Annotated in this window: 21 protein-coding genes; 2 read left to right on the top strand and 19 right to left on the bottom strand. The window is 32.5% G+C overall.

Annotated features, from left to right (window positions below; translation table 11 throughout):
• Positions 1-151: 151 nt before the first annotated feature.
• The 4 genes from MHZ36_RS01045 to MHZ36_RS01030 form a co-directional block, all read right to left on the bottom strand.
• The gene (locus MHZ36_RS01045) at positions 152-682 is read right to left on the bottom strand and encodes a hypothetical protein (protein ID WP_239229043.1); all 531 of its coding nucleotides are present in this window, start codon (positions 680-682) and stop codon (positions 152-154) included.
• A 449-nt stretch (positions 683-1131) separates the two neighbouring features.
• The gene (locus tag MHZ36_RS01040) at positions 1132-1863 is read right to left on the bottom strand and encodes a CPBP family intramembrane glutamic endopeptidase (protein WP_239229042.1); all 732 of its coding nucleotides are present in this window, start codon (positions 1861-1863) and stop codon (positions 1132-1134) included.
• Between the two features lie 288 nt (positions 1864-2151).
• Positions 2152-2733 (bottom strand): hypothetical protein, encoded by a 582-nt coding sequence (locus MHZ36_RS01035; RefSeq protein ID WP_239229041.1) that lies wholly within the window; start codon positions 2731-2733, stop codon positions 2152-2154.
• The gene (locus MHZ36_RS01030; protein ID WP_239229040.1) at positions 2726-3115 is read right to left on the bottom strand and encodes a hypothetical protein; all 390 of its coding nucleotides are present in this window, start codon (positions 3113-3115) and stop codon (positions 2726-2728) included. The genes MHZ36_RS01035 and MHZ36_RS01030 overlap by 8 nt, the downstream gene beginning before the upstream one ends.
• A 390-nt stretch (positions 3116-3505) precedes the next feature.
• Here MHZ36_RS01030 and MHZ36_RS01025 point away from each other — a divergent pair, with 390 nt between their 5' ends.
• Complete coding sequence (locus MHZ36_RS01025; RefSeq protein WP_239229039.1) at positions 3506-3871, top strand: hypothetical protein; 366 nt, start codon at positions 3506-3508, stop codon at positions 3869-3871.
• Between the two features lie 166 nt (positions 3872-4037).
• Here MHZ36_RS01025 and MHZ36_RS01020 read toward each other — a convergent pair whose 3' ends face one another.
• From MHZ36_RS01020 to MHZ36_RS00980, 9 genes are all read right to left on the bottom strand, one after another.
• Positions 4038-5411, bottom strand: a complete 1374-nt coding sequence (locus MHZ36_RS01020) for an MFS transporter (RefSeq protein WP_239229038.1) — start codon at positions 5409-5411, stop codon at positions 4038-4040.
• A 446-nt stretch (positions 5412-5857) separates the two neighbouring features.
• Entirely contained in the window at positions 5858-6238 is a 381-nt protein-coding gene (locus MHZ36_RS01015) for a nuclear transport factor 2 family protein (RefSeq protein ID WP_239229037.1), read from the bottom strand.
• Positions 6239-6346: 108 nt separating this feature from the next.
• Complete coding sequence (locus MHZ36_RS01010) at positions 6347-6706, bottom strand: DUF1304 domain-containing protein (protein ID WP_239229036.1); 360 nt, start codon at positions 6704-6706, stop codon at positions 6347-6349.
• A 182-nt stretch (positions 6707-6888) separates the two neighbouring features.
• On the bottom strand, positions 6889-7509 hold the full coding sequence (locus MHZ36_RS01005) for an FMN-binding negative transcriptional regulator (protein WP_239229035.1): 621 nt from the start codon (positions 7507-7509) through the stop codon (positions 6889-6891).
• On the bottom strand, positions 7484-8032 hold the full coding sequence (locus MHZ36_RS01000) for a GNAT family N-acetyltransferase (protein ID WP_275432117.1): 549 nt from the start codon (positions 8030-8032) through the stop codon (positions 7484-7486). Before MHZ36_RS01000 ends, MHZ36_RS01005 begins: the two co-directional genes overlap by 26 nt.
• Positions 8033-8048: 16 nt before the next feature.
• Positions 8049-8501 (bottom strand): MarR family winged helix-turn-helix transcriptional regulator, encoded by a 453-nt coding sequence (locus MHZ36_RS00995; protein ID WP_239229033.1) that lies wholly within the window; start codon positions 8499-8501, stop codon positions 8049-8051.
• A gap of 146 nt (positions 8502-8647) precedes the next feature.
• The gene (locus MHZ36_RS00990) at positions 8648-10078 is read right to left on the bottom strand and encodes an APC family permease (RefSeq protein ID WP_239229032.1); all 1431 of its coding nucleotides are present in this window, start codon (positions 10076-10078) and stop codon (positions 8648-8650) included.
• Positions 10079-10277: 199 nt separating this feature from the next.
• Entirely contained in the window at positions 10278-11288 is a 1011-nt protein-coding gene (locus MHZ36_RS00985) for an LLM class flavin-dependent oxidoreductase (protein ID WP_239229031.1), read from the bottom strand.
• A 23-nt stretch (positions 11289-11311) separates the two neighbouring features.
• On the bottom strand, positions 11312-12355 hold the full coding sequence (locus MHZ36_RS00980; protein WP_239229029.1) for an NADH:flavin oxidoreductase/NADH oxidase: 1044 nt from the start codon (positions 12353-12355) through the stop codon (positions 11312-11314).
• A 185-nt stretch (positions 12356-12540) separates the two neighbouring features.
• Between MHZ36_RS00980 and MHZ36_RS00975 the strand changes: the two genes are divergently transcribed.
• Entirely contained in the window at positions 12541-13374 is an 834-nt protein-coding gene (locus tag MHZ36_RS00975) for an aldo/keto reductase (protein ID WP_239229027.1), read from the top strand.
• Between the two features lie 177 nt (positions 13375-13551).
• Here MHZ36_RS00975 and MHZ36_RS00970 read toward each other — a convergent pair whose 3' ends face one another.
• The 6 genes from MHZ36_RS00970 to MHZ36_RS00945 form a co-directional block, all read right to left on the bottom strand.
• Positions 13552-14559 carry a quinone oxidoreductase family protein gene (locus MHZ36_RS00970; RefSeq protein WP_239229025.1) on the bottom strand — a complete coding sequence of 336 codons (1008 nt, stop codon included), beginning with the start codon at positions 14557-14559 and terminating at the stop codon, positions 13552-13554.
• A gap of 32 nt (positions 14560-14591) precedes the next feature.
• Positions 14592-15443: an aldo/keto reductase gene (locus tag MHZ36_RS00965; RefSeq protein ID WP_239229024.1), complete on the bottom strand. Its 852-nt coding sequence runs from the start codon at positions 15441-15443 to the stop codon at positions 14592-14594.
• An 80-nt stretch (positions 15444-15523) separates the two neighbouring features.
• Positions 15524-16504: an aldo/keto reductase gene (locus MHZ36_RS00960; protein ID WP_239229022.1), complete on the bottom strand. Its 981-nt coding sequence runs from the start codon at positions 16502-16504 to the stop codon at positions 15524-15526.
• Between the two features lie 158 nt (positions 16505-16662).
• Positions 16663-17529: a LysR family transcriptional regulator gene (locus tag MHZ36_RS00955; protein ID WP_239229020.1), complete on the bottom strand. Its 867-nt coding sequence runs from the start codon at positions 17527-17529 to the stop codon at positions 16663-16665.
• Between the two features lie 166 nt (positions 17530-17695).
• Positions 17696-18598, bottom strand: a complete 903-nt coding sequence (locus MHZ36_RS00950) for an iron-hydroxamate ABC transporter substrate-binding protein (protein ID WP_239229019.1) — start codon at positions 18596-18598, stop codon at positions 17696-17698.
• 237 nt (positions 18599-18835) lie between these two features.
• Positions 18836-19132 carry a hypothetical protein gene (locus MHZ36_RS00945; RefSeq protein ID WP_239229018.1) on the bottom strand — a complete coding sequence of 99 codons (297 nt, stop codon included), beginning with the start codon at positions 19130-19132 and terminating at the stop codon, positions 18836-18838.
• Between the last annotated feature and the right edge of the window lie 156 nt (positions 19133-19288).

Raw genomic sequence — 19288 nt, 5'->3', positions numbered from 1 at the left:
ATCCTCAATAAACCACAACTGTTAGAAATTAATTAACTTTGATTCAAATTTACATTATTCAATCTTTATGATTTGCATAAATTTTTGTGAAAATCAAAAGTACAATACATAGAAAAATTAGAAATAATGTCATCCAAGTCCTCCTTTTAAATTATTTCAATCCTACTTTTTTATATGTATAAACCATAATAATGACAACAAGACTACCTGCAGTTAGAATTAATGAATACGTACTCGTCTCAACTGGTTTAAAATAATCCGTTGAAATCAAATGCTCTGACGACAAATAGATCAATATATAGGCGATAATGCCACCTAGCAATCTAGTGAGTGATAGTATGGCTAACTTTGTATACGTGCTTGCATAGACCAATGCTATTACTATCAGTAATAAAAAAGGTATATAACCCCACATTGTACTTGTATAGTAGTCGATTACGATTGCTAAGTATTCAATAGGTAAGAATGCTAAAATATACACATGCTCTTTCAATTTACTTTTATTTTTAGGTGCTAATTTCTCTATTATAGGACCAATAAAAATACTAAAAACTATGAAAGGTAAGACAATATAATAATTACCTTTTGATTCCAAATCGTTAGTAAGACAAAATACAAGAACTAAAGCCCATATGATATACCACAGTATAAATAAAGCTGTTCTTAATTTATTAATCTGCATATATACTCCCTGAATTTATATTTAAACCAAAAACTATGTTAACGCAATATTATTTTTATTGGTAGTCTATATTATTTTTATTTTTTATGCTTAATTATAATCTATACACATATTATTTCATATATACATCAATCTCATAACTTGTGAGATCATATTATTCAATTAACCCTCCCTTTTCAATCATTCAAATGTCTGTTCAAATAAATATTTCTTGACCTTGGCAACTGAAGTAGATAAACAATTGGATACAAAAATTCACGAAAACAAAGTAATAAATTCTCGTCTAATTGCATGTAGGCTTTAAATTTAATTTAAATTACCCAATTCATCATTTCTAGGATTAACCTAATAAAGTAGCGATTTAACAACTATAAATAAGCATTAAAAAAAGACGGCTACTAACCGTCTTTTTCTGTCTATGTATAAATAATATAGTTTTTATTACTACGTTACGTAAATACCATAATTACCATACCAATACCTGCCATAGCGTTGTTCAACATATGTACCATCATGCTATCTTTTAAGTTTTTACGTCTGTTATATACCATATAAAAAACCATTCCCAAAGTCATATACATCAAAAAGCTGATCCAGTTAGTTGAACCGTGGAGTGATGAAAATATAACAGATGAAACAATCAATGGTAATAAAAATGCAGATTTTCTAAATATAGTTTCTTTAAATATCCCTCTAAAAAGTAATTCTTCTAAATATGGTGCTACAAAAATAATCACAATTAAGAAAAAGATTAATCCTATAACTGATGAAACGCTTAAATTACTCAGTTGTTCCATTCGATTTAGCAATATTTTATCATTTTCAGATGTGTTGTCGTTATAAACAGATTGCATAATAAGACTAAAAACACCAATAGTAATACGCAAAGCAATAAACCACAAAATATTAATTAAAATATCTTTCAATTTAAATTGATGTTGCTGGGTTTCATAACTTCTTTTTTGATAATACCATCGGAATAGCCACATCATGAATATCGTCCAAATAATACCAATGATTGTTATCCCGATGATGATCCACAAATTCACATGATTAACGACAGAGTATATAATCGAGCTAGCAAAAATTGTCGGTGACGACACAAGAAACATTAAACCTATAAATATGACGATATTAACGATTCTATTACCTTTTGGTTTAACACTATTTGAGTGATTCATGTTCCACATCCTTTTCAACAAGTTTTATTATACACATTAGATAATAGCATAGTATCTTTGACTACTATATTAGTATATGAACTTTCAAAATGATAATTGAATTGTAATTTTCTCATTTCAACTACTTCCCTAGTTAATACATTTCCTATTCCCATTACCTATGTTGTTATAGTATATATCATAAATCGTGTACTGACATAATCATCATCGAACACATTAACCTATTACATATAGTGTTCAGAGGTTTTCCTATACTAACTATGAACTTCTAATAATCGAATAACTACGTTACTTGTGTGTAGTCGTCACTTTACCATTCTTATATTTCACATGTGCACCTTTTTGAATTGCATCGTAATCCTTTTTAGGTACGACAATTAAATGCTCTTTATCTCGTTTATCTTGAATCGTAATCGTATATAGCTTATCTTTTGCAGTCATATTATTTTGTAATATATGATGTTGCTGCTTGATGTTGAGATTATGATGTTGCATTACAATCCAAAAAAACAAAGTATTGTTGAAATACATTGATGCCAATTGTTGATCATTGTATGGTGCAGTAGGCGTAATAAAGGAATGATTAGGTCTTGATAAAGGTTTCGTACTACTTGCTTTAGTATTCGCTTTTTGTGAGGTCGCATTTCTTGAACTATTGATATTAGCAGACATATTACTTTGAGCAGCTCGTGATGCTACACTTGCGCGTGCACTTGAAGATGTACTTGTAGCACTACTCGTTGAAGAACTGCTTGAACTACTTGTACTACTTGTACTGCTAGTGCTACTACCAATAGCTTCTGTTATAGGTGAAAAAAATAAAACTAATATCGCAAGCGCACAAAACCAGACACTCACCTTATTAATCATCTTTACTTACCGCTCCTTTATCCTTTACCTCACCCTCGATTTCATTATTATCATACGTCATATAAGGTAAACGATATACGTGATATTTCTTACCATCTTTAATAACATAAGGTTTTTTCTTACTATCTTTCAAAATATGTTCATAAACATTTTTACTTTCAGTTGTATATGTATGCGTCTTTCCATTTTTACCTTTATAACCTATTTCCGCTCTTGGATAATCTTCATCCCCATTCGATAATTGCTCAAAATAGATTAATTCTTGCTTATGTTTATCTGATGCTTCCTGCTTTGGCTGTTTTTCTTTACCATCTTCACATCCTACAATTAAGACACTCATTATTAAAATGCCAATCAAACTTACAATACTTTTTATTTTCATATTTAATACCTCCTAAAATACATTTTAACAAATATAAAATAGCTTGTTATTAATTTTTATAATTTTTATGTTAATTATTTTTAAATCAGCGCTTTACTAATAGTGGTATTTTACATCTAAAATGTTTATTTTCTATCATTCGTGGAAAATGTAGTTATATATTCAATTCTAAAATTATTAAAATTTCGTTCGATTATTGTTTTGTACATATATATGACTAAATTATTAATAGTTTGATTTGAAATTCCAATGCAAAAGGTTGTTTTATACGCATTATATTAACCTGCTCAGTAATTTAGATACATCCGTTCCTACGCTTTGTATTCCACTCTGTTAGATATTCACTGTTTTAACAACGTTTTTCAAAGATTATAAATAGGCGGTGGTATGATGAAAATAGAACAATGTATAGAAGACTTTATGAATAGTATTGTTAAGAAAGATGCCGAACTTTTTTGTAGCTTATTGTGCCCTAAATCACTCTCTCGCATTAGAAAGAGAATGTATACTAATAAAAAATATAAAAGTATCAATCGCTTTGTAAAAGAACAATATTTAGATAAATTAACGCGTATTGTGACACCATTCTATCAATATGATTATTTTAAAAATGGAGATAAATATATTGTTAGTTATCAATTTCCCCAAAGTAATACTTATTTAAAAACTGTATTTATTATTTATGAGAATCATCCTACATTATTAATCAATTTAGATATTAATAAAGTCCAAGTAAAGGTGCATTATAATAACTAATGATAATCATTTACACGTTAATTTGTAGCAATGCATACTATAGATCATTTCGACATATAAAAAAGAGGTAATCGTAATCAACCATTATAATCCTTCAAGTACTAAATGGTTTTATTACTTTACCTCTTTATTTTTATATTTAAATAGCGATTACAACATTTTTAAACTACGCTTTCGTATGTTTAGGAATAATCAATTGCGTCATAATAACGCCTGTTGCCATAATACATAATGTAATTAGGAATGTTCCCATAGCAGCCATTTCTATTGAAGTATGTGTTTGTAGTATGGCATATACTGTAGTACTCAACGCAATACCAAATGCACCACCGAGTGTAGCACACATTTTATACAAACCTGTTGCTAGCCCTACCTTTTCATCTGGGACAGTCAATAAGGCTATTGTTAGACCTGGCGTTGCACATAGCCCATTACCAATTGCACAAATAACAAATCCAATTGTCGCAGCTACGATATACCACTGAGGTGGTAAAATGGTTAAACTAATCAATATGAGACCCATTGAAGGAAATAGTGGGCCCACTAATAACATTGGCTTACCACCATAACGTACTGATAAACGCTCTCCTATACGAACCATAAAGATTGCCATTAACACATATGGCACAGTAACCAATCCTGCTTGAAAGGCATTTAAGCCAATTGCCGTCTGAACATACATATTAAATACGGTCATCATACCAATACCTGAATTCATGATAACGTTACTCAAAGAAGAACCTACAAATGCACGATGTTTAAATAATGAAAAATCAATAAACGGCATTGCTTTCTTACGTTCAAATAATAGAAATACTACGCCTGAAATTATAAATATTATAAGGCAGCTTACTGAAAACACACTTAACCAGCCACGTTCGAAACCTTGCGTCATAAACAAAGTAATACTGCCTATCATAACAGCAAACAAACACATTCCGATATAATCAAAGGGTTGACGATCAATGATTTCCTTCTCGACTTCTTTAGTTCCTAACAATAATACAAATGCAATTAATGCAATTACGATTGAAATGACAAAGTTAACTTGCCAAGTCATATAAGTTGCTACAAAACCGCCGACCATCGATGCAAAGCCAACGCCTCCGACACTTGCAATCATTAAGTAACTAAAGGCTTTACGCAATGCTTGCCCCTTAAACTGGTCGTTTAATACACCAACCGTTGCTGGCAACAGTATCGCTGCTGATAGTCCCTGCAAAACCCTACCAATAATAAGAAATGCAGTAACGCTAGAAATGATAATTAATACTGAGCCAATCACACTTAAAATGATGCCGATATAAGTCATTTTCAACTTACCAATTTTATCTGCGACATCTCCTGCGCCTACCATAAATATACCCGTGGCAAAGGATGCGAGACTAACCGATAAATTCACTACGGCAGTCGTCGTGTGATATGTTGCTTGTACTTCCGTAGATATATTAATAAACGATTGCGCAAATAGCCAATACGTTAAAACACTAAATACAATAGCTAAAATCAACTTATTTCCAGATTTTTGCTTTTTAACCATGATGTGTTTGACCTCCTAATCTATATTGGTGCATAAATTCAAAATACAATACCTATCATCGAGTACTTTATGATTAGACTTCCCCACACATCAAGTCAATACATGACATACTTTTTTATCGAAAACACAATTTTATGTAATACATCATTGCGTTTATTATTTACTACTCGAATATCATAATTTGAGAAAAATACACACAAGTTAGATATTACCATATAATTATCGTATTGCGTGCTATTCATGACCTTATTCAATAAAACATAGTTAAATTGTCACTTTTAAATATTTTTCACTTCCATCGCACAATTGGCTACATAAAAAATAGCAGGTAACAAATGGCTGAAATTACACTAAGACTTAAAAAGTTGGAACGATACATTCTAACTTCAAGCCACTTCATGTAAGCGCCTGTTACCTGCTTTTAACCATAATAAATTAGCTAAATACTATTCATTTACTTCTGAAAACAAGCCACTATCATTAGGTTTATTTTCTAAATAGCTAATTTTATTATCACTATCTAATTTAGCAATATCTATACCTTCTTGTGTATAGACACCTGTTTCATATCTTTTACCACAAACCGCCCATCGTGTTTGGTAGCTACCGTCTTCATTTTCAATCCAACCGTCATACATATGTTTCAAATCTGAATTAATCTCAAACACTTTACGTACAAATTGCTTCCAAGCTTCAATACCATGATAAGCTTGACCATTCAACACAAAGGTAATATCTTCACTAAACAGTGCGACTAATCCATCAAAGCTTTCCTCACTCAAACGAGATTCATCAAATAGTTTAAAATAAGCATCCAATGTATGCATAACACTCACCTACAATTCTTATAATAATTTCAACTAACATTCTTTTATTTCCTGGGAATTAACATGCATCATTTCACTGATTTTGTACATTATCCTCACAACAAATATTTAAAATAGCAGTGAGATTAATGCGATTATTGGTAAGCCACCTTGTTTCAATATGATACTCTTATCACTAGATAAACCACCATAAATTGCTACGATAATAATATATATTAATATCACAGCAACCATTTCTTTTGGATGACTCGCAAATAAGACAGCATATAAGAGAACAAGGCCGATCACACCATTGTAAACTCCTTGATTCTTAAGCAGCACATTGACGTTTGAATCTTTCAATTTTTCTCGTGAAATATTGAAAACCCTACTTGTACTAGCAGATGTCGTAGCAAAGGTCTCTAAATACATGATATAAAAGCATTCTAAAGCTACTAATACTGTTAAAATGACTGAAACAATATTCATTAAGGTCATCTCCATTTAATAGATTTTGTCATTAGATTATTTAAAATGCTAATTACCTACAATTATTAGCATTTTAAATAAGTTGATTCCTACATTTTACTGTACTTAACTATGGACTACCAGAATTTCTTCTTGAATGATATAAAGTTTTACCACCTATCACCTATACTTACACGATTAACTTATTTTGTGGATTTTTGTTCTTTCGTCATTGCCTTTGCGACTGCATGATCTAAATGATCTTCGGAACTTGATAATGTATCGATAATATGATCTTTATCTGCAACACTGCGACTTTGGCTCAATTTATAGGCTGCATAAAGTTCAGTTACTTTTATTCTGAATCCGACTATTCCTTTCACCTGGCTCTTGGATTTTTCAGACATATTATCCCAAGTCGCACCATGTTCTCTGTGTGCTTCATATTTATTCAATAGCCTTGTCAAGTCAGTTATCAATTCATCTTCCTTCAATAATCTACTATTACCATATACTTGTATACTTTGATAATTCCACGTTGGAACATCATCATTTTCATACCACGTAGAAGAAATATAGGCATGAGGTCCTTGGAATATAACTAAGATATGCTCCCCCTTATCCAATGTTTTCCATTGTTGATTTCGTTTTGCAACATGCCCTGTAATATATAATGCATCCCCATCTTCCTGAACATTTACAGGGATATGTGTAGCTAACGGTCTACCTTCCACTGTCGAAATAATAGTAGCAAAGTTATATCGCTGTATAAAATCTTTAATTTCTTGATAATCTTCTTTACGATACTGTTTCGGAATGTACATTGCTATATGAATCCTCCTTTAAAGGACGAGACATTATAAAATCAACTTGTCTTTCATCCCCCATGTAAAATGCATGCTCATCAATTTTGCTAAACCCTAAACGTTCATAAAATTGTATAGCGTTATTATTTTTCTCCCACACACCAAGCCATATTTGATCGCAGCCTTTAGTTTCTGCTACAGTTACAGCACGATTAAATAGCTGTTTACCAAGTCCAAATTTTTGAAAATCTTTCAATATATAAATACGTTCAATCTCTAAATTATTTCCTGGATATTGTTCTGTTTGTGCATCCAAAATGTTTACCTTTAAGTAGCCAGCCAATTTTTGCTGATAATATATAATATAAAAGTATGAATGTGGATTTTCAATTTCATGTAATAATTTATTCGTTGTAAATGCATTTGCCAAATACTGTTCGATATTCTCTGTCTTATTTTGAGCTCTAAACGTTTCATCAAATGTTTGAATGCTTAAATCTTTTAATGCTTCTATATCTTTTTTGGTACATACTTGTATCAAATTTTCACCTTCTCTGTTAATAATCGCGTTTATTACCTTTTTTAACATACAGCCAATCATCTGAAATATTCTCTTTTACTCTTTGTAGCATCGAAGCCAATTCTGTAATTTCAGTTTCCGAAAAATGATTGAGTGCAACTTTATTTGAATGCTCATTTTCCCTAATAATCAAAGTGTATAACGATGCTCCTTTTTCAGTGGCATATAATAATTTGTTCTTTTTATTATCATCATCTGCTTTCTTTTCCACAAGTTCATTCTTAACCAAATTGGCAACTGCACGTGATGCGGTTGTTCTATCAATTTTCAGCATTTCAGCTAATTTTTCTTGAATAATACCTGGATTTTCACAAATTCTAACTAAATAAACAAATTGTCCTTTAGCTAAATTTAACTCTTTAAACTCAATATTACTGATTGAATCAAGCGCTCTCGCGATAACACCTATATCTCTTAATATATCTTTCATCTTTAAGCTCCTTTTTGTTGCATTTGCAACATAAATATAATATACCATATTTTTAAAAAATTAAAACCTTAACTCGATCTACATTTACAAATAAAAAAAGTTGCAACAGATGCTAAACATCCGTTACAACTTTATATTTTGATTAATTATTGTACTTTCTTTTCTTTAATTATGCTTTTCGTAACATAAAACAGGTAATAGGCAATACCTATGACAAACCACATTAATGTATAGAACTTAGCTTGACCACTTAGTCCCCAAAATACGGCAAATATACAAATAAATATCACTAATGGCATCACAGGATACAGCGGTAATTTAAATCCAGGTTCTGGTAAATCTTTACCCTCTCTACTACGCAGTCCATACATACCAATCGTTACAAACATAAATGCGACAAGCGTACCTGCAGATATTAACTGTGCTAGGAACGCAAATGGGAAGACCGAACCAACTAATACTGCTACAATCGTTAAGACAAGTAGCGCTCTATTCGGTAAATGTTTGTTGTTTAGACGTCCAATCCAAGCTGGTAAGATTCCATCTCTACCAAATGAATACAATAGTCGAGAACCAGCTAACATCATACCAATCAACGCTGTAAACATACCGATGACAGACACAGCTTGAACAATGATAGCCACCGTTTCATGACCACTTGTACGCAACGCCCAGCCTACAGGTTCAGCATTATCTTTATACTGTGAATAGTCAAACATACCCACAAGTACTAAAGATACAGCCACAAACAATGTCACTGCAATAACTAATGAACCAAGAATACCTCGTGGCATTGTCTTATGTGGATTGATAGCTTCTCCAGAATTCGCAGCAATAGAATCAAATCCAATATAGGAAATAAATATTACTGAACTCCCTGCATAGATACCTTGCCAACCACCAAATGCTCCGTCTGCAGTCATCTTATACTCAGGAATGAACGGTACATAATGTCCAATATCTACGACACTTATACCGACAATTAAGAATAAGATAATTGCCATAACCTTTAATACAACCAAAACATTTTGCACACGGGCCGTTTCAGACGCACCACGCGATAATAATAAAGCTGTTATAATAATAACGATTGCTGCAATAAGATCAATGATTCCGCCATTTGTTCCTAATGAGTTAGATAATGCATCAGGTAACGTCACATGGAAGGGTTCGAATAATCCTCTTAAATTCGCTGAAAACCCAGATGCAACAAACGCAACAGCAATAATATATTCTGCAATTAATGCCCATCCTACTAACCAGCCAAAAAATTCACCGTACAATATACTTATCCAAGTATATGCCGATCCCGCAACTGGCATGGCTGATGACATCTCTGCATATACAAATGCAACGAGCGCAGCTACTATAGCAGACACAAGGAATGACAAACTTACGGATGGTCCTGTGTGATCCGCCGCTACAACACCAGGTAAAGTGAAAATTGCAGTCGAAACAATCGTTCCTACACCTAATGCTAAAAAGTCTCTTACTCTTAGCGTACGCTCCAAATGCGCATCTTTATTTTGATAAAGTGAAAAATCCTCTTTTTTCAATATTCTTTTAATAAAATTCATACTCTATTACTCCTTGATGTATTAAAAACAAACACGTTTTTAAGTATAATCATTTTTGAATATAATGTATATATGAATTTTTGAGGAATTATTAACATTTTTGGATAATCTTTATATTTTCTGCTTATAATTTAATTCATTATAGAACTTAAAGTTATATAGTGCTAATGATTGCTAAGAATAAACTATTTTACCGAACTTACATTGTGTCGGTTACTTCTTTTAATAATTTAAGCGAATATTTTCTCGATTCAAAATCATAAATAGGACTCAACGTCATCACTTCATCTATATTTAACTTAGATTTCAATTCCTTCAATTGTTTAGCAACTGTCTGCTTAGAACCTATCAAATACGTATCTTTAATTGCCTGTACCTCTGCCCATTCCTTTTTAGTATGAACTTCACTTAACGCTTTATCAGGTGACACGAGCCTGGATAACACACCTCTGTGCAGATAAAAATTAGCATGCACGGCACTTTTAGCAAGTGCTTGCGCGTATTCATCTGTATCTGCCAAAATAGTCTTAATCGCTACAATCACCTTAGGATGGGAGAGGGTCGTTGATGGTTGAAACTGCGCTCGATACAGTGCTATAGCTTCATCCATCGCACCAGCTTCATAATTGATAAAATGTGCAAAGACATATGGTAAGCCCTGTTTAGCAGCTAATTTAGCAGAGTCATTACTCGTTCCCAATAACCATAATACTGCCGGTTGGTTTACTTTAGGTGTCGTCTGTAATCCCTTAACTACTGAATCTTCAGGAACTTTATTTCTAAAATAATGAGCAATTTCATCAAGTTTTTGTGGAAATTGATCCACATTTCTTTTAGCAATCACGCCACTTTGCAATGCAATATTGGATAGGTGATGTCCACCAGGCGCTCTGCCCACACCTAAATCTACTCTTCCAGGAGCTAATGCACTCATGACATTAAACATCTCTGATACCTTATAAGAACTGTAATGAGGAAGCATGACGCCACCAGAACCAACACGAATATTTTTCGTCTTAGCCAAAAGAAATGATGCCAATATCTCAGGAGCAGAGCCAGCTAATGCATCCGTACTATGATGTTCGGACAACCAATACCTTGTATATCCGAGTTCATCTAAATATTGAGCCAATGCGACAGTGTTATTAAATTCCGTTTCACTCGACTCCCCATCAATCAATTGTGTTTGATCTAAAATACTGACATCCATCTCTCTCACTCCTTAAATTATATTTAACCTCTAAATCCTGGTTGATATTGTGTTGGTACAATAGCTTCTTTAGCAATTTTTCTCAACTGCTCATTAGCAGTAAGCGGCCAATATGGATTGCGCAATAATCCTCTACCTACAGCTACCATGTCTGCTTCATTATTACCTATTACCGCATTAGCTAAAATAGGGTCATCTAATCGGCCAACAGCAATCACTGGTATATCTAATGCTTCTTTCACCTTTCTAGCATAAGGTAATTGATATGCAGCATGTGTACCTGGTTTACCGTGTGGTGATATAGGACCTTCACCACCAGCAGAAACATCTATCACATCGGCACCAGCTTCATAATAAGTACGTGCAATTTTTATACCTTCATCAATACCGTACCCATCATCTACAAATTCTGTCGCAGAAATACGCACGATGAGTGGCATTTCTGACGGCATTTCTTCTCTTGCTGCTGCAATCACTTTCTCACCAAATAACGTTAGTCTTTCACCAAATTCATCACTGCGGTGATTAGAGCGTGGTGAATGAAATTGATGAATTAAATATCCGTGTGCGCCATGTATTTCGATTGCATCAAATCCAGCTTCTACAGCAGCTCTTACAGAATAGCGATATTTCTCAATCATTTGATATACTTCAGCATTTTCCAATGCACGCGGTGTCTTAAATGTTTCATCAAAAGCAATCTCAGAAGGTCCAACTGGTGTTTCAGCATTTTCTGCTTTTCTACCTGCATGCCCTATTTGGATTGCAGCTTTAGCATCATATTGATGAATTCCTTCAACAATAGATTGTAACTTGTTTTTTTGTTCCTCATTCCATAATCCTAAGCAAAAATCTGAAATCCTACCGTCAGGTTCAATATTAGTCATTTCAACCATTACTAAACCAGAACCTCCAATTGCTCTACTTATATAATGATGATAGTGCCAATCTGTAGGTATCCCATTCTTTTCAACTACACTGTATTGGCACATCGGTGACATCATGATGCGATTTTTTATTGTTAAACTTTTTAAATTTACTGGTGTAAATAGATGATTATCTGTCATTTATAATTACCTCACTTTTATAATATATGCGCATGCATATAATCACATATTATATGCCTACAGTCAAATTTTTTTATTTTTATAGTTACTTAAAAGTGCGTACTTTCATTTTTGAAATTAAGTGTTTAAAATGAGTCTCATGAATCTTATATATGCACAGACATATAATTAAAAGGAGCGTTATTATGCAAAATATTAAATTTTATAATGGTAATACAATGCCACAATTAGGTTTAGGCGTATTTAGAGTCGAAAATGATACTACTGCTAAAGATGCCGTTAAACATGCCATCGTTAATGGTTATCGCAGCATTGATGCAGCATTAATTTATGGCAATGAAGAAAATGTTGGTTTAGGTATTAAAGAAGGTATTGCAGAAGCCGGTATCACTAGAGCAGATTTATTCATAACTTCAAAATTATGGTTATCTGACTATGGTAAAGACAATGTTGCTGTAGGTTATCAAAAATCTTTAGATAATCTTGGTTTAGACTATTTAGACTTATATTTAGTCCATTGGCCAGGTACTGACGAAGCAGTCATTATTGATACTTGGAAAGGTATGGAAGAATTATACGAAGCTGGTAAAGTTAAAAATATTGGTGTAAGTAACTTTACAGTAGAGAACTTGGAAACATTAAAAGCACACACTTCAATTAAACCAGTAATCAACCAAGTTGAATTCCACCCATATTTAACTCAAAATAATTTGAGAAACTATTTAGTTAAAGAAGAGATTCAAGCAGAATCTTGGTCACCACTGATGAATGCCGAAATTTTATCAGATGAGACAGTAAATGCTATTGCAAACGAACTAGGTAAATCACCAGCTCAAGTTGTAATCAGATGGAATATCGATCACGGTGTTGTCACTATACCTAAATCAATTACGCCTCATAGAATAGATGAAAACTTAAATGTCTTTGATTTCTCATTATCAACAGAACAAATTGAACGTATTGATGCATTAAATCAAGATAGAAGAATTGGTCCAAACCCAGAAGAATTTAACGGTTAATCATGACGCAATTTATTATATAAAAGAACATTCTATACAGAATATCGGCTAAAGTTATCCCTTGTGAAAGCAATAGCTATATGATCTATAAAAGCCCCTAAATGAAATCTACTTTTCATTTAGGGGCTTTCTTAATATAAACACTCTATGCTTTATTAACTTACGATATAATCTCAACTATTCTGAAATGCGAATAACAATCTTACCAAAATTCTCACCATGAGTTAATGCTTTTAATGCTTCTGGTGTTTCCTCTAAATTGTAACGGGAACCAATAACTGGTTTAATTTGATGTTGTTCAACAAGATCAATCATATTTTTAAAATCATTCGGGCTACCCATCGTTGAACCTAGTAAGGTGATTTCTTTCAGTGTCATTGTTGGTAATAATAGATTGGGTACTGGACCGCGTGTTGCACCAAAGCTAACAATACGACTACCCAATTTACCAATATTAATAAAGGATTTAAACGACTCTCCACCAACACTATCTATAGTTAAATCCATGCCTTGTGATTGGTCTAACAATTTAGTTTCCCAATCTGCATCTTTATAGTTCACACCGGATTGTGCTCCAAGTTTAAGTGCACAATCAATCTTCTCTTGTTGGCTAGACGATACATATACATTTGCATTTAATGCTTTGGCAAATTGAATTAAGTACGTTGCAACGCCCCCACCAGCACCTGGGATAAATACATTTTCATTCGCTTGTACATTGCCTTTAGTAATAAGTGCACGATATCCCGTCAAACCTGACAACGGTAGTGCAGCCGCTTCTTCCCATGATAAATGTTGTGGTTTAGGATACACATTTTCTGCTGGAATTTTGATAAACTCAGCAAACGTACCATCGACAGGCATCCCTAAAATAGTAAACGCTGCACTTTTAACATTGGGATTATTCCCCCAGTTCAACCCAGGGTTAATAATCACTTTAGCTCCAACAGATACATCTGTAACGTCATTACCTATAGAAACAACCTCTCCAGCGCCATCAGAACCGATAATCTTCGGCACCTCAGTCCCTGGATAATTACCGCTTGCAATCATCACATCACGTCTATTTAAGGCAGCAGCCTTTAGCTTAACGACAACCTCACCTGCATTTGCCACGGGTTTTTGTACATCTTGTATAGATAAATTGTAATTATCTTCAACATTATTTAGTACGATTGCTTTCATAGTTTCTTTTTCTCTCCTTTAAAAAGCTTCAATTAGTCATGTATCTTCCAGTTATTAAACATTTCTGTTGTCTCAACAGTCTGTCGATCAATATATAAACTTTTCCCTTGATCCAATGTTTTAATCTGTTTCATTTCATCTTCTGTCAACTCAAAGTCCCATATATCTATATTTTCTTCCATTCTATTTCTATGTGTAGATTTTGGAATGACTGAAACTCCACGTTGAATGTGCCAACGTAACATAATTTGAGGGACAGTCTTTTGATGCGCCTCAGCAATTCCACTTAATATATTATTGTTTAGAACTTCTTCAGTAGTTTTCGCTAATGGCGCCCATGCTTGTGGTTGAATATCATATGTGTTCATAATATCTATTGCATCTTGTTGTTGGAAGAAAGGATGCATTTCAATTTGTAATACCGATGGGACCACTTTACTATTCATAATCAAATCTACCAATTGTGGATTATCAAAGTTACTTAAGCCTATTGCTCTAATTTTACCTTCTTTATGTAATTCTTCCATTGCGCGCCATGAACCATAGTAATCATTAAATGGTTGATGAATTAAATATAAATCAATATAGTCTAATCCTAATTTTTCAAGTGATGTCTCAAAAGCTTGTTTTGCTGTTTCATACCCTGCATCTTGCACCCACAATTTTGTTGTGATAAATAACTCTTCTCTTGGAACGCCTGACTTTCGAATCGCTGCTCCGACTGCTTCTTCATTCATATAAGCAGATGCTGTATCAATCAATCTATAACCAGATTTTAATGCATCTAATACTGCTTGTTCACAGATATCTAAATCTTCTATTGTAAATACCCCAAATCCTTCAGTTGGCATTTCCACACCATTATTTAATATTACGTATTCCATAATTGCAATTCCTCCTAATCATTATATTCAAAGAGACTTTCTACAGACATTGTTAACACGACGCTTTCACCTAGTATCCGTTAATCAATATCCTTTAATTTTGCTATATCTTCATCTGTACGATTACCATAAACCTTTATCTTCGATAGTTCATTTTCTAAAGCAGTATATTCTTCTTCACTTATGTGAACATCTGCTGCTCCTAAATTTTCATTGACTCTACTCTCTTTTCTCATGCCTGGAATAGGCACAATAAACGGTTCTTTATATAACATCCATGCAAGTGAAATTTGTGCAGCTGTCGCTTGTTTTTCATTAGCATATTTTTGAATCAAATCAATTAGAGGTTGATTTTTATTCACATTCTCTTCATTAAATCGTGTAATCACACGTCTTACATCATCGCCTTGATATTGATCTTTATTACTATACTTTCCAGATAAAAATCCACTCGCTAAAAGTGAAAATGGTACAAAACCAATGTTCAATTCTTTACATGTAGGAATAACATCTTGTTCAAATTGACGCTCCATCATTGAATATTCACTTTGTACTGCCGTTAAAGGTGTAACCTCATGTGCACTTCTGATTTGCTCTGCAGTTGGTTGCGATTGACCCCAACCACGAATCTTTCCTTCGACAATTAATTTTCCCATTACACGCGCAACATCCTCAACTGGAATATCATCATTCACACGATGCTGATAATAAATATCTAAATAATCTGTGCGTAGTTTCTCAAGTGATGCATCCAAATGAGCTCGGATATGTGTTTCTAGTTCTTCAAAAGAGCCTCCGACAGCATTGCTGTCGATATATAGTTTCGATGCTAAGATAATATTTTCTCTAAATGGTTCAATTGCTTTACCTACTAACCTTTCATTATGTCCATCTCCGTATACTTCTGCTGTATCAAAGAATGTACATCCTTTTTCATAAGCTAAGCGTATTAATCTAATAGCTTCATCTTCACTTGGTATTTCACCGTATCCATGGCTAAATCCCATACATCCATATCCAATACTAGAAACTTCAATATTTCTCAGTTTTCTATAATTCATTCTCATACCTCCATTTTTAAGTAGCTTTGCGTTTTTGATATTTAATATAGTTAAAGTATAAAAAAAGAACACCTTCTATAGAAGATGTTCTTTAGACTAACGTTATAACCAAAAGGTTATAACCTCTCAATTTATGTTATTAATTCTTTTTGTAACAGCTAGATAACTTCCACAACATGTGAAGGTAAAAGATCAGAATAAAAGACACCAAAAATAAATTCACAATCCCAATCCACTTTGTGCAACTGAACTAATGGATGCACATTATCCCATTCATCTGCCATCAATACCAAGCTATCTTTTCTAACAGCATCATTAAATGTATGGGTATTATAAATTTTAGTGTCTTCAATTTGAATTTCAGGAACTTGTTTCAATTGATTTCGCACTGCATCAAATACATCACTAATCCCTTCCTCTAACAATATTATTTTTTGTTGTTTCAAATCATTAAAAGTCAATGACTCTCTATGATTAAATAATTTGTTTTGAGATGGTACACCAATTCGAATCGGTAAACGATACAGTTCTATACCTTCACAATGAAAATAATCCAATAGTGATTGATCCAAGAAACCAATCACGATATCAATAGATTCACCTATATTTTGTAATATATGATTAATTTTATCTTCTGAATTTTCAAAAGGAACAATATTCAATTGAATATTATCTTTACTTGCTTTGATATCTGGCCAATGTTGTATTAATAATTCGCCTGGCGTCATTGGTGAAACCCCTAAATTAATCACTTGTTGGTTTTGTTCTTCTATTTTTTTCGCTTTCGCAAGTGCATCGTCAGCATAATTAATTAAATTTTTGCTAGCTTCATAAATAATTTTTCCAGATTCAGTCAATGTTACACCTTGTGCATTTCTATTTAGCAATGTCAGCCCCAAATTTTTTTCTAATGCATTGATTTGTTTAATGACAGCAGAGGCAGAAATATATAACTCTATGGAAGCTTTATTAAAACTGCCTAAATCAACTACCTTTAAAAATGTTTTAATCTGTAAATTATACATTTTTACTCCTTAACTGTTCTATAAAAAATAGTCTGTTTTTCATTTTATTTATAAATGTTTCGAACTTATGTTATTTTAATTTTAGTATATCAAACTCTACAATGAAAATTGATGATTTAAACTAAAGAAACATTCAACAAGTTCTATATTATAGAATGTTTCTTTATTATTTATTCAGCAGCTTATTTTTCAGTTCTTTTCTTTCATAATCTAAAGAATACGGATCATTAAACCAATATGTTTCAGCCTTCACATGAATCACATGATTATTTTTTACTGCTGGAATATTTTTCCACATTTCTGTTTTTTCAAATTCTGGTTTAGCTTTACCTTCACTCATTGTAATAATATAGTCTCCAGAATATTGTGGTAATTTTTCCTGTGATAGTTCTTTCCATCCTTCCTTTTTCACAGTTTTTTGTAGTGCTTTAGGCATGTCTAAACCAAATGCTTGATAGACCACTTCACCACCACGTCCCCATGACTCGCCAAATGCATAAATCGTTTTACTAAAATCATCAAATATAGAAATTGTTGACTCTTCTCCAATATATTGTTTGATTTTTTCTCCATCTTTTTTCGTCTGTGATTTCCAATTTCTTACCCATTTTTTTGCTTCAGATTCTTTTCCTAAAATTTTCCCTAATTCTATTTGTGTCTCTAAATAATCTTTTTTACCATATGTTATTGGTACTGTTGTTGCTATTTTATTATATTTCTTAACATTTTTATCAGTAGAGTCTACAATAATGAGATCCGGTTTCAATTTTGCTACCTTTTCTACATCATTTTCACTTAATTTTTGAGTGTTTTTAAATTTTTCTTTTAAAACATCACTTTTATCTATATCTTTTGTGACTCCAACAATATTGCCGCCTAAATATTTTAATCCACCTGCATATGTATTAGCGACAACTACAATTCTTTTAGGATCTTTGGGAACTTTTATTTTTTTCCCAGTATCTAAAGTATAATCTCTGGTTGCTTCATCTTGTTTAGACTTTGACTGTGCACTACAAGAGGCTAATAAAAACATTGCCACTAGTATTAATATCATATATTTTTTCATCATTGCACTCCCTTTAATTGAAAGCGATTATCATTTTCAATTTTATGAGTTTTACAATGATTTAGCAATCATTTTTAAATATTTTTTATAAAATTTATTAGTTAAAATATTAGGTTGTATTTACCATTTAATTATCATTTACATAACTTTGAAAGTAAAAAAACTGCTATGTATAAGGATAACCATTATACATAACAGTCTTAAAAGCTATGAGATAGCCATTCATTCCATATATTGTTATTCTAATCTGTGCAACAATTCAGCTTTAATAACCTTTATTGCGTCGTTGTAATCTTTATCTTTACTTACTTGAGCATTAACAATCAATAAATCAATTAAAAATTCATCTGTTTTTTCACTAACCTCATGTTCAAATTGATGCAAATGGGCCTCAGATGTTTGTGTATTTTCTTTTATAATTTGATAATATTGATCAGCACCTAATCCGCCTTCACCAATCATGACAGAAATGTCATCAGAGCGTGTTTCGTTTATACGTTTGACTTTGATTCGTTTGTTTTCACGTACTACCATTTGAATCCCTCCTCAATACACATAAGTGTACTTGTATATATTAGATTCATAGCGATTTAAACGATGTACTTTCTATGCTATCTTAACTATCTTAGCTATGTAACATTACTTTCAGGATTAAACTTCCAACTGTTCTTCATTTACTACAGTGTAATA

Source organism: Staphylococcus sp. ACRSN, from assembly GCF_022346615.1.
Lineage (GTDB): Bacteria > Bacillota > Bacilli > Staphylococcales > Staphylococcaceae > Staphylococcus.
Note: the sequence above shows the minus strand (reverse complement) of the source record. Positions and strands in the feature narration are given on the sequence as shown.

Excerpts from the sequence above, each read along its gene's own strand:
- MHZ36_RS01025 (WP_239229039.1), top strand. The coding sequence starts at position 3,506 with ATGAAAATAGAACAATGTATAGAAGACTTTATGAATAGTATTGTTAAG.
- MHZ36_RS00970 (WP_239229025.1), bottom strand. The coding sequence starts at position 14,559 with ATGAAAGCAATCGTACTAAATAATGTTGAAGATAATTACAATTTATCT.
- MHZ36_RS00960 (WP_239229022.1), bottom strand. The coding sequence starts at position 16,504 with ATGAATTATAGAAAACTGAGAAATATTGAAGTTTCTAGTATTGGATAT.
- MHZ36_RS00985 (WP_239229031.1), bottom strand. The coding sequence starts at position 11,288 with ATGGATGTCAGTATTTTAGATCAAACACAATTGATTGATGGGGAGTCG.
- MHZ36_RS00945 (WP_239229018.1), bottom strand. The coding sequence starts at position 19,132 with ATGGTAGTACGTGAAAACAAACGAATCAAAGTCAAACGTATAAACGAA.
- MHZ36_RS00950 (WP_239229019.1), bottom strand. The coding sequence starts at position 18,598 with ATGAAAAAATATATGATATTAATACTAGTGGCAATGTTTTTATTAGCC.
- MHZ36_RS01035 (WP_239229041.1), bottom strand. The coding sequence starts at position 2,733 with ATGATTAATAAGGTGAGTGTCTGGTTTTGTGCGCTTGCGATATTAGTT.
- MHZ36_RS01045 (WP_239229043.1), bottom strand. The coding sequence starts at position 682 with ATGCAGATTAATAAATTAAGAACAGCTTTATTTATACTGTGGTATATC.
- MHZ36_RS01030 (WP_239229040.1), bottom strand. The coding sequence starts at position 3,115 with ATGAAAATAAAAAGTATTGTAAGTTTGATTGGCATTTTAATAATGAGT.
- MHZ36_RS00995 (WP_239229033.1), bottom strand. The coding sequence starts at position 8,501 with ATGAAAGATATATTAAGAGATATAGGTGTTATCGCGAGAGCGCTTGAT.
- MHZ36_RS00980 (WP_239229029.1), bottom strand. The coding sequence starts at position 12,355 with ATGACAGATAATCATCTATTTACACCAGTAAATTTAAAAAGTTTAACA.
- MHZ36_RS00965 (WP_239229024.1), bottom strand. The coding sequence starts at position 15,443 with ATGGAATACGTAATATTAAATAATGGTGTGGAAATGCCAACTGAAGGA.
- MHZ36_RS01005 (WP_239229035.1), bottom strand. The coding sequence starts at position 7,509 with ATGTACATTCCGAAACAGTATCGTAAAGAAGATTATCAAGAAATTAAA.
- MHZ36_RS00990 (WP_239229032.1), bottom strand. The coding sequence starts at position 10,078 with ATGAATTTTATTAAAAGAATATTGAAAAAAGAGGATTTTTCACTTTAT.
- MHZ36_RS01010 (WP_239229036.1), bottom strand. The coding sequence starts at position 6,706 with ATGAATATTGTTTCAGTCATTTTAACAGTATTAGTAGCTTTAGAATGC.
- MHZ36_RS01040 (WP_239229042.1), bottom strand. The coding sequence starts at position 1,863 with ATGAATCACTCAAATAGTGTTAAACCAAAAGGTAATAGAATCGTTAAT.
- MHZ36_RS00975 (WP_239229027.1), top strand. The coding sequence starts at position 12,541 with ATGCAAAATATTAAATTTTATAATGGTAATACAATGCCACAATTAGGT.
- MHZ36_RS01020 (WP_239229038.1), bottom strand. The coding sequence starts at position 5,411 with ATGGTTAAAAAGCAAAAATCTGGAAATAAGTTGATTTTAGCTATTGTA.
- MHZ36_RS00955 (WP_239229020.1), bottom strand. The coding sequence starts at position 17,529 with ATGTATAATTTACAGATTAAAACATTTTTAAAGGTAGTTGATTTAGGC.
- MHZ36_RS01015 (WP_239229037.1), bottom strand. The coding sequence starts at position 6,238 with ATGCATACATTGGATGCTTATTTTAAACTATTTGATGAATCTCGTTTG.